Here is a 10,381-nt window from a genome sequence, read left to right on the forward strand (position 1 = left end):
CGCTTCGTTACGTAACGACCCACGCTCCGTCTCACTGCTGCGGCGCATGAACCTCCCCGTCAATGGAAACAAAAAATCGGTTGACACGCTTTCTTTGCCATCTCACCGGAAAAGGAAATGACCCGGCTGTGAGTGCGCTTCCCGGCGCTTCAGCCCGAGCGGCCCTGGAGCATGTGCAGCTCCCAGAGATCCCTGGCGCTGGTATGGAGCAGCGGCGCCAGCAGCCGCCGGCCGAGGCGGCCGACGCTCTTGCGCAGCGCTTCCAGCTCGCGGAACTTCTCCTGCACCTCGGGGTCGGCCGGGACGGGAAAACCCTGCTCCTGCAAAAGCAGGACGGCCTTGGCCTTGACCGACAGCTCCACGTGCAAACGCAGGGTGCACAGCATGTCAACCAACACGGTGCCTGGAAGTCGGTCCTTGAGCGACTGCAAATAGCGGCCGCTGTTCGACTGCAGCATGGTGCCGGTGCGGATCATCTCCAGGAGCTCGACATCGCTGCCGAAGCCGGCTTCCAGCCACTGGCGCAGCGAGCGCTCGCTGCGCCGGTAGACCAGGACGATGGTCAGCGGCAGGACGACGAGAAAAATGATCGAGGCCAGGAACTGCCCCTGCAGGGGAACATGGTTGAAGAGCGAATGGATCAAAACGGCGGCGGCCAGCCCGGGCAGGATGTCGACCGAGCGATCGCGCTGGAGGCGCTCCGACCGGCCCTTGGCCACGATCCCGACCAGGGCGACGGTGCCGCCGTGCATTACCGCCGTGCCGAAGCCGCGGATGAGCCAGAGCAGGACATTGGGATCGGAAATGGAATAGAGGAAATAGATGTTCTCGAAAAGGGCGAAGCCGGCGCCGATGGCAAAGCCGACGATGGCCGAATCGACCAGGAAGCCCAGCCGGTGGCGGCGCAGCAGCAGGAAAAGATAGACGACCTTGGCGCTCTCCTCGATGAGCGGGGCCAAGTAGCGGGAGTAGAAAGGCGTGTCCAGGCCGGTCAGGTTCAGCAGCCAGCGGTTCAGCAGCAGGCAGAACAGGGCCGCAACGGCGCCGGCAAGCAACGCCTCGCCGATTTTACGCAGTTTAACCAGCTGAAAATTGTCGTAAACGAACAGGATCAGCGCGAACGTCAGCACCGGCACGAATCCCAGGCCGACGCGCAAGGCCAGGTTTGCGCCGGTCATATCTTGAGCGAAGCCATCCACTCGTCGGTCGCGTCGCGCCCGGCTTCAAAGGCCCTGGCATACCCCAGCGAGATGGTCAGCTGATGGTGGGAGAGGGCGATCAGGCGGATGTCGAGCTGAAAGCCGACATCGGACAAACGCCGTTGGTCGGGCCGGCTGTCCATATTGGTGAGCAGGCCGGTGCAAAACAGCGAGGGGCTTATCCAGTTGGCGTAAAAAAAGGGGAAGCCCAGGCGGCGGAAAAAGAGCGGCGGCAAGTTCCATTCCAGCGTTAGCTTCGCGAAATTCCTGCCCCCGACGTTGTTCAGGTCGATGCCGGGGAAGGCGTAGTATTCGCGGTAGCGCTTGCTGTCCTGGTGATCGACCCAGTTGTTGCCGAAGCCGCCGAAATAGAAATTGGCGAATGGGTCCTGGCGATCGCCGGCGAAGGCGATGCCGGCGGCGGCCCGCCACCACAGCGATGAATGCTTGAAGGGAAGGGGCAGCCCATAGTCGAGGCAGCCGTATAGGCGCGGATAGAGAGCGCTGTTGACGTAGGTGCTGGCCAGCACCAGCCGGTACTGGTAGCCCTTCTCGTCCTCGATCGCGGCCAGCGACTTGCGCAGGTATTTGTAGTTCAATCTGAAATTCAGGGTGGAAAACCAGTCCTGGTTGATGCTGATATTCTGGTAGTCCGGCAGCTGTTCCAGGCCGAAATAGCCTGCCGCCTGGATGGCGTAGTCCAGGAAGCGGTTGGGCTCGTCGTAGATCAGGGTCTTGCTGTACTGCAGCTCGAGCGCTTGTCCCTTGCGGCTGGTTTTCGTGGGGCCGAACAGGTCATAGAAATCGGTGGAGTTGTGGGTGGCCTTCAATTCCCAGTTTTTCAACGCCACATGCAGCCGGAGATGGATTCGTTCCTTGGTTTCCAGGTCTCCGCCGGGGGAATAGGTGGCGGTCAGGTCGATTTTTTCCAGGCTGATCTTGTCGGCCAGGTGAAAGTTCAGGCCGAAGGCCGGAAAATCCTTATAGCCCTCGATGACCGGGTAGATCGATTTCAGCCCGATATTGTTCAGCGGCGTGTAGCTGCCGCGGGAGATAATCAGCGGCTCGGGGTCGATCTGGCTGGGCCGCTCGGCTACCCAGTCGCGGACCTCGGGGTGCTGTTCGCTCACCTGCTGCCCGAGCATGGTGATGGCCTTGACCTTGAGGTTGTCAGGGCGCTGGCTGGAGATGACCGCCGGCCGGAAGCCGTCGGCCGTGTAGCGGAATACCAGCAGCGAGTCGTTACCCAGGGGCACGGGACGGAAAAAGCCGCTCTCGCAGTTGGTCAGGATCTCCACGTTCTCGCCGGCCAGGTCGCAGCGGTAGATGTTGGCCACCCCGGAATAGTACGAAGACCCGTAGAGCGATTGCCCGTCCTTGGCGAAGACGAAATTGGCCGGCGAACTGTTCTCGAAATCGGAAACGGTACTGAAGGGGGCATTGTCGACGTTAAGCTTTTCCAATTCGATCTTGATCAGCGACTGCCGGCCGCTGATCTCGGTCAGCGCCGCCGCCAAAAAGCGGCCGTCCGGGGAAATGGCGATGTCGTAGATGTCCTTGCCGTAGGGCCAGGAGTAGACTTGCTTCCATTCCCGGTAGGGAGGTTCGATGCGGACGATGGTCGAGATGCCGTTATAGTGGCGGATGCCCCAGAGCGAGCGGTCGCACCGGTTGAAGGCCAGGTCGCCGATGCGGCCGTCCTTGATCAGCAACCGGCTGCGGCCGCTGTCGACCTGCACCTGGCGCAGGTCGCGCCAGGCATTGTTGTCGGCGGTGTAGAACAGGGTTCCCGTCTCGGCATCATAAGCGAGCGAACATACGGAATAAAGGGCGGGCCCCTTGACGTCGCACAGCTTGCGCATCGACCCGCTCTGCAAATCGAGTGACGCCAGGTGGGCCACCTGCCCGGGATAGTTGACCCCGAGGAATATTTTCCCCCGCCGCGCATCGTAGAATGCTGGCGAAACCGATCCCAGCACCCTGGCCGAGACATCGCGGAACGGGGTGAGCGGACTGGAGCGGATGGTTTCCAGGTTTGCGGTCTGGAACTCCTTTTCCCAGGCGATCCATTCGGCCCAGGCCCGGTCAAGAGGCAGGCCGAACACCTTCTTAAACTGGGCCGAGAAGTAGGCGCGGCTGCCGTCGCTCCGCGAAACCCAGCGGATGAGGAACTCCGGCCCGTAGTTCATTGACCAGGGTGCGGAAGACCATCTCGTCGTAGCAGCCGAGCAGCCGGCCGTAGCCTCCCGACATCCAGGTTTCCATGAACACCGCGATCCCCTCCATGAACCAGCGCGGAACGTAGAGCCGCGGGGTGGTCAGGTAGCCGTAGAGCATGGTCAGCGGATTGTCCTCGCTGGGAGTCACCTTGCCGAAAAAGAGCGAGCGGAAAAAGCGGTCGGAGCGGGCGGCCTTGTCGCTGGTCAGGATGTGGACCAGCTCGTGCTGCATGATGGCGTTGATGCGCTCGGTGGCCGGCATGGTTTCGAACACGTAGCTGATCGGCGCGATGCCGGCGATGATGGTGTTCTGGGGCACGGCGCCGGCGGCGGCATTGGAATAATCGCCGAAATCGTGCAGCAGGATGGTGATCTTTTCGCTGGGCTGGTAATCGAACAGCTTCTGGTGCAGGTGGAAGGCACTGACAAAACTGGAAACGGTGTGCGCGCTCAGGAACGATTCGGCGGGAAAATAGATCAACCGCAGCGTATCGGTCTCCTGACCGGGGATTCCCGCTGCGAGCCTGGAACGGCTCGCTATATACCGCCGGCGCCTCATCAATCAATGGCCATCTTGTCCTGGAACAACTTGCTGGCCAGCAACCCGGCCCATGCCTTGCTGGCGAGCAGATCGGCGAATGCCTTGTCAGCCAGCAGCCCGGCAAACGCCTTGTCGGCCAGCAGACCGGCGAACGCCTTGTCGGCCAACAGTCCGGCGAACACCTTGTCGGCCATCAGCCCGGCAAACGCTTTGTCGGCCATGAGGCCCGCGAACGCCTTGTCGGCCATCAGCCCGGCAAACGCCTTGTCGGCCAGCAGACCGGCGAACGCCTTGTCGGCCAACAGTCCGGCGAACGCCTTATCGGCCAGCAGCCCGGCAAATGCTTTATCGGCCATCAGCCCGGCAAACGCCTTGTCAGCCAGCAGACCGGCAAACGCTTTGTCGGCCAGCAGTCCGGCGAATGCCTTGTCGGCAAGCAGCCCGGCAAACGCCTTGTCGGCCAGCAGCCCGGCAAATGCCTTGTCGGCCATCAGCCCGGCGAACGCTTTTTCGGCCAGCAGTCCGGCGAAGGCCTTTTCAGCCATCAGCCCGACAAACGCCTTGTCGGCGAGCAAGCCGGCGAATGCTTTATCGGCCAGCAAGCCCGCGAACGCCTTGTCAGCCAACAATCCGGCGAACGCTTTGTCGGCCAGCAAGCCGGCGAATGCCTTGTCGGCAAGCAATCCGGCATATGCCTTGTTGGCCATCAGGCCGGCATAACGCTTGTCAGCCAGCAACCCGGCATACCGCTTGTCGGCCATCAGGCCAGCATAACGGCGGTCGGCCAGTAGATCAACGAACGCCTTGTCAGCCATCAGTCCGGCAAACGCCTTGTCGGCCAGCAGCCCGGCAAAAGCCTTGTTGGCCAGCAGGTCAACGAAAGCTTTATTGGCCAGCAGACCGGCGAACGCCTTGTTGGCCAGCAGATCGACGAACGCCTTGTTCGCCATCAGCCCGGCGAAGGCTTTGTCGGCCAGCAGCCCGGCGAAAGCCTTGTCGGCCAGCAGTCCAGCGAAGCGCTTGTCGGCCAGCAGCCCGGCGAAGCGCCGGTCGGCCAGCAAGCCGGCGAACGCCTTGTCAGCGAGCAACCCGGCGAAGGCCTTGTCGGCAAGCAGCCCGGCGAAAGCCCGGTTCTGCATCGCGTTCTGGAACGCCTTGTTGCTGATCAGGCTCTGGACCTGGTCGTTCTGGAGGAGCTTCTGGAGTTGTTCGTCGCTGAGCACGACGTCCTTTTCCCCGATCTGCTCCACCCTTTCGCGGTTGACCTTCTCGACCCCACCGATGGTCCCGACGGTGGCGGAGTTGTCACTCCCCGCGGGCCAGGGATAGAAAAAGGCGAAATAGCCGATCACGCAGCAAGCGACCAGCAGTCCCGAAATCCCCAGGATCAACTTTTGTTTCTTTTTTTCCATGAAATAAACCTCCCCATTTTTATAGATTTGGCTCTGATAATACTTTTTTAATTCCCGTTCGATCTTCATCGTTGCTCCCTTCTGCCTGTATAGACGACAGCAATTGGAAAATGTTGGAAAAAATCAGCGGTTCAGCTGACGGCGCAGATCGACCTTCAGCGAATGGATCTTGGCCTTGACCGCGTCCACATCCAAGCCGATGATGGCGCCGATTTCCCGGTATTTCAGGTTTTCATAGAAGCGCAGGTAGCAGATTTCGCGGTCGAGGGGCGGCAGCGCGCCGATGACCTGGTCTATGCGCTCGCGCAGCTCCAGGCGCAGCAGGCGCTGCTCCGGATCGGCGCCCGCTCCGCTGCCGATGAGGTCGGGATCGCCCTGGCGGAGCTTTCGCCGTTTTTCTTCCTTGTTCTTGACCAGGTCGAGGCACTGGTGACGGGCGATCTGGAACAGCCAGGCCTTGAAGGAATGGAGCGGATTGAACGTATCGAGATGGTTGTAGACCTTCAGCATCACTTCCTGGCAGACATCCTGGTAGTAGTCATGATCGCGAGGGATGATCTGGCTGACATAAAAGGCGATGCGCCGCTGGTAATGCTTGCATATGTATTCGAACAGTTCCGTCTTCTGCCTCGGGGCGAAGGATGATTTGATGAACAGGAAAAACTTTTCCGAAATCGCGTTCATGACAAGCCGGTGGCCATGACGCCGGAACCGTTCGCCGACCAACGGCCTATTCCCCATAAATAAGGCACTCATTCCCTCCACGCGGGTTGATCCAGTATAGAAATACGATTGGCAAATGTCAAGGGGAGTTTCGGCGCTTTGATTTCCGGAAAATAACAGATATAATGCTGAAAAGGAATGCGACGATGAGCACGGATAAAAACGTGGAAGTGCGGCTGCCCAACTCGCTGGCGGCACTGTCCCGTTTGCACGATGTCGTCGTCCAGTTCTGCCAACGCCAGTCCATCCATCCCGACACCGAGTTCAAGATCGACCTGGCGCTGGACGAGGTCGTCAGCAATATCGTTCGCTACGCCTATGACGACCCGCAGCCCCATGAAATCGTGGTCCGGCTCAAGGGCAGCCGCGACAGCGTCCGCATCAGCGTCGAGGACGACGGCCGTCCCTTCAACCCGCTGCTGGTGCCGGAGATCGATGTCAACGCCGCCCTGTCCGAGCGCCGCCCAGGCGGCTTGGGCATCCATCTGGTGCGGCGGCTGCTGGACCAGGTCCGCTACCAGCGCCGGCCGGCCGGCAACCGCCTGATCCTGATCAAACGGCTGGGAAAAGAGGAGAAACGCACATGAAGGTCCGCGAAGGAAAGATCGATCCGTTCGCTCTGGTGGAAATCGTCGGCCGGGTGAATTCCGAGAATTCGGAAACCCTCAAGAATTACCTGCAGGAGCTCGGCAAGCGCGAGCAGAGGGTTCTGATCGACTGTTCCGCATTGGAATACATCAGCAGCTCCGGCCTGGGGGCGCTGCTGGTGCTGCTCAAACTGATCCAGGAAATAGGAGGGACGCTGCGCCTCTTCAGCCTGTCGCCGCGCATCGCCGAGGTGTTTTCCATTGCCGGCTTCGACAAGTTTTTCTCGATTTTCCCGAGCCTGGAAGCCGCCCGCTCCATTAAAAGTTAAGGCCAGGAAAACGACCGGACCGATTTCCCCGTTACGCGCCGGCGAGTATTTTTTCCATTTCCGCGCTATAAATCCCCTTCTCCCTGAAAATGACCAGCGGCTTCTCGCGCCGGCAGCGGACGGCTCTTCGTTCCAGCTGCGCCAGGAAGCGGTCGGGGGGGGCGTCAATGAACGGCTGCACCGGACGGATCCGCGCCGGGAAGAGGCCGCCCGCTTTGGCCTTAGCCAGCAGTTCCTCCAGCCGCGAATAGGGATAGATCAAAAACAGCTTCCCGCGCGGAGCCAGGATGGCGGCGGAGGAATGCAGCAGGCCGTTCAGGTTCAGGGCGATCTCGAAGCGCGCCAGGCGGATGGTCGGGTCGGGGCTGACGCGCCCCTGGCCGGCCTTGAAGAAGGGCGGGTTGCAGAAGATGGTCTGCACGCTGGTCAAGCCGGCATGGATGCGGACGAAATCGCCATGGATGACGCGGAAGCGCTCGCTCATGCCGTTGGCCTGGGCATTGTCCACCGCCAGCCGGTAAAGCGGTTCCTGGATCTCGACGCCGGTGATGGCGGGAAACTTTTTCAGCTGCAGGGCCAGCAGCGATACCACCCCCACTCCGCAGCCTATATCCAGGGCCGGGGCATGGGCGCGGGGCAGGAAATGGGCCAGGATGGGCGAATCGACGGCGAAGCGGTATCCCTTCTTCAATTGCCGGATCACCACCTTCCCGTGGTAGAACGTGTCGGTGGTGGTGGGCAGGCCGCGCATTAGATCAATTCGTGACGCGGCAATACAAATCATCCGCCGATTTTGGCGGATCTGATTTGTTTGTCCCCCTTGGGGAAAAGCGTGACGCGTAACAAGTGACCAGAGACGAGATAGGGGCGGCGTCTTGGACCCGCCCGCTGATAAAATTTCCAAATCTCAAATTCCAAGTCCCAAATTCCAATGTCCTAAACAAAGACATTTCAGAGAATACCTTCCGTAGGGAACGCAAATTTGCGTTCCCTACCCAAATCAGATCTCTATTGATTTTTTTCGCTTTGGTCATTGGGTTATTGGTGCTTGGGACTTATTTGGAATTTGGTGCTTGTGATTTGGAATTTTATTCATAATGCTTTTAATTTCTTGCCTTCCACCGTCTACCGTCCACCTTCAACCGAGCTCTGTTTTAGATACTCTCTCACCAGGTTCAACGCGGCGTACCCGCTCCTGAGCTTGACCGCCTCGCGGCCGCCGGAAAAAAGCTGGCGCATGCCCTTGTCGCTGTCAGCAGCGTGCAAATGGATATGGACAAGGCCGACGGGCTTGCCCGCGCTCGCGCCTCCCGGTCCGGCAATGCCGGTGATGGCCAGCCCGATATCGGCGCTGCACAGGCGCCTGACGCCGACGGCCATGGCCTGGGCCGTTTGCTCGGATACGGCGCCGTGTTTTTTCAGCGTCTCCTCGGCAACGCCCAGGAGTCCGGTTTTCAGGCTGTTGGCATAGGCGATCACTCCGCCCTGGAACACCTCGGAGCTGCCGGCCACGCTGGTGATCAGGTTGCCCAAGCCGCCGCCGCTGCAGCTTTCGGCCACGGCCAGGGTGAGCCGGCGTTGCTTCAGCTCGGCGATAATGACCTCGGGGAGCGTCACATCCTTTTCGGCGAAAATATAATCGCTCAGCCGGGCGCGCACCTTTTCGGCCAGCTCATCGGTCAGCTGGCGGGCTTCGGTGTCGGAATTCCTTGAGCGGCCCAGAAAATGGAGCTCGATCATTCCCGGCGACGCCAGGATCGTGGTCACCGGGTTGCGGTATTTGCGGTAAATGTCGGCGATGCGGCTGTCGACATCCGATTCGCCGATGCCGCTGAGCCTGAAAGTGCGGCTGGTGATGAAGTAATTGGCGGCCGGGGCGATGTGCCTGGCGAAAACGTCCTCAAAAACCGGGACCATCTCGTTGGGCGGGCCGGGAAGCAGCAGGACCTGGCAGTTTTTCTCGGCCAGATAAAGGCCGGGGGCCGTGCCTACCGGATTGGAGATGACCTCGGCGCCCTCGATGACAAAGGCCTGGCGGGTGTTGATCTCGGGCATGGTCATGCCGCGGCGCTGGAACATTTTCTGCAGGTCGGCGACGATCGTTTCCTGGAAGACCAGCTTTTTTTTCAGGGCCGCGGCCACCGCCTCGCGGGTGATATCGTCCTCAGTCGGCCCCAGCCCGCCGCTGAGAATGACCAGCTGGGCGCGCTGGCAGGCCTTCTTGACCATCCAGGCAAGATGGTCCATGTGGTCGCCGACCACCACCTTCATGTCCATCAATATCCCTTTTTCGCGCAGGCGCCGGGCCACGTAGAGCGAATTGGTGTCGATGCGGTCCAGGTCGAGCAGTTCGCTACCGACGGCGATGAATATGGCTCTCATTTTTTACCTTTAAGAACTTATAAACGAAATCCCCGGTTCTGTCAATTTCTGATTCGTAACAGACATGTAGGGGTTTGATTAATCAAACCCCTACCACATGTTTCCATTTATTTGGAATTGTTAGGGCTACTATTTCTCTAAAAACCTTTTTTCCAGCTCGGCGTAGCGGCTGTCGATCAGCTTCTGCACCTGGGCCACGTCGCTTTCCTTCAGATGCTTGAAGCGGCCCTGCAGCTTCAGGTAGTCGAGCACCGGCTTGCGGGTGGGGGTTTTGATGGTCTGTAGGTATTTGCCTCCCTCCACTTCGTAAACCGGGAAGACCCCGGTCTGCACGGCCAGGCGGGCCAGCTTGACCGTGTCCTCGGGACGTGCTTTCCAGCCCGGGGGGCATGGCGCGATGATATGGATAAACTTGAAGCCGCGGATCTCCTTGGCCTTGATGAGCTTTTTATAGAGATCCTCGGGATAGGCCACCGACGCCGTGGCCTGGTAAGGCACCTTGTGGGCGGCGACGATGTCATCGATGCTTTTCTTGACTTCCTTCTTGAAATGCTTGACCGGCGTGGTGGTAGTCCAGGCGCCGTAGGGGGTGGCACCGCTGCGCTGGATGCCGGTGTTCATGTATGCTTCGTTGTCATAGCAGAAATAAAAAATATCATTGTTGCGTTCGGCGGCCCCGGAGAGAGCCTGCAAGCCGATATCGAACGTGCCGCCATCGCCGGCCCAGCCGCAGATGGTGGTTTTGCTTTTGCCCAGCGCGTCCATGGCCGCCTTGATGCCCGAGGCCGTGGCTGCCGTGGTTTCGAAAGCCATGTGCAGCAGGGGCACTTCCAGGCAGGAATAGGGGAACGGACCGTCGATCACGGTCCAGCAGCAGGCGGGGAAAGTAAAGATCGTGTCCCGGCCCAGGGCCTTCAGAGTGGTCCGCATGGCAATGCCGGCGCCGCAGCCCTGGCAGGCCAGGTGGCCCGGGCTCATGAGTTCTTCAA

At 60.2% G+C, this 10,381-nt stretch carries 11 protein-coding genes (1 of these 11 only partly in view); 3 read left to right on the forward strand and 8 right to left on the reverse strand.

The window, feature by feature from the left end:
• Window positions 1-15 carry part of the coding region annotated (locus NTW95_09550) for a protein kinase (protein MCX6557655.1) on the forward strand (this coding region is incomplete at its 5' end). Its footprint begins 2,083 nt before the window's first position, so 15 of the 2,098 annotated nt are shown.
• A gap of 134 nt (window positions 16-149) precedes the next feature.
• On the opposite strand, the gene NTW95_09555 is transcribed toward NTW95_09550, so the two are convergent.
• The 5 genes from NTW95_09555 to NTW95_09575 form a co-directional block, all read right to left on the reverse strand.
• The gene (locus NTW95_09555) at window positions 150-1,178 is read right to left on the reverse strand and encodes a PrsW family glutamic-type intramembrane protease (protein ID MCX6557656.1); all 1,029 of its coding nucleotides are present in this window, start codon (window positions 1,176-1,178) and stop codon (window positions 150-152) included.
• Window positions 1,175-3,388 carry a hypothetical protein gene (locus NTW95_09560; GenBank protein MCX6557657.1) on the reverse strand — a complete coding sequence of 738 codons (2,214 nt, stop codon included), beginning with the start codon at window positions 3,386-3,388 and terminating at the stop codon, window positions 1,175-1,177. Before NTW95_09560 ends, NTW95_09555 begins: the two co-directional genes overlap by 4 nt.
• On the reverse strand, window positions 3,309-3,899 hold the full coding sequence (locus NTW95_09565) for a hypothetical protein (protein ID MCX6557658.1): 591 nt from the start codon (window positions 3,897-3,899) through the stop codon (window positions 3,309-3,311). The genes NTW95_09560 and NTW95_09565 overlap by 80 nt, the downstream gene beginning before the upstream one ends.
• Before the next feature lie 77 nt (window positions 3,900-3,976).
• Entirely contained in the window at window positions 3,977-5,371 is a 1,395-nt protein-coding gene (locus NTW95_09570; GenBank protein ID MCX6557659.1) for a hypothetical protein, read from the reverse strand.
• Between the two features lie 123 nt (window positions 5,372-5,494).
• Window positions 5,495-6,127, reverse strand: coding sequence for a sigma-70 family RNA polymerase sigma factor (locus NTW95_09575; GenBank protein MCX6557660.1), 633 nt, complete (start codon window positions 6,125-6,127; stop codon window positions 5,495-5,497).
• A gap of 113 nt (window positions 6,128-6,240) precedes the next feature.
• On the opposite strand from NTW95_09575, the gene NTW95_09580 reads away from it, so the two are divergent.
• Window positions 6,241-6,681 (forward strand): ATP-binding protein, encoded by a 441-nt coding sequence (locus tag NTW95_09580; protein MCX6557661.1) that lies wholly within the window; start codon window positions 6,241-6,243, stop codon window positions 6,679-6,681.
• A complete protein-coding gene (locus tag NTW95_09585) occupies window positions 6,678-7,010 on the forward strand; it encodes an STAS domain-containing protein (protein MCX6557662.1) in 333 nt (110 codons plus the stop codon). Before NTW95_09580 ends, NTW95_09585 begins: the two co-directional genes overlap by 4 nt.
• Window positions 7,011-7,041: 31 nt before the next feature.
• On the opposite strand, the gene NTW95_09590 is transcribed toward NTW95_09585, so the two are convergent.
• From NTW95_09590 to NTW95_09600, 3 genes are all read right to left on the reverse strand, one after another.
• Complete coding sequence (locus NTW95_09590; GenBank protein MCX6557663.1) at window positions 7,042-7,761, reverse strand: methyltransferase; 720 nt, start codon at window positions 7,759-7,761, stop codon at window positions 7,042-7,044.
• Between the two features lie 374 nt (window positions 7,762-8,135).
• Entirely contained in the window at window positions 8,136-9,392 is a 1,257-nt protein-coding gene (locus NTW95_09595) for a competence/damage-inducible protein A (GenBank protein MCX6557664.1), read from the reverse strand.
• 129 nt (window positions 9,393-9,521) lie between these two features.
• Window positions 9,522-10,381: 3-methyl-2-oxobutanoate dehydrogenase subunit beta (locus NTW95_09600; protein ID MCX6557665.1), on the reverse strand; the 860-nt coding region annotated here is incomplete at its 5' end.

Source organism: Candidatus Aminicenantes bacterium, from assembly GCA_026393795.1.
Taxonomy (GTDB): domain Bacteria; phylum Acidobacteriota; class Aminicenantia; order UBA2199; family UBA2199; genus UBA2199.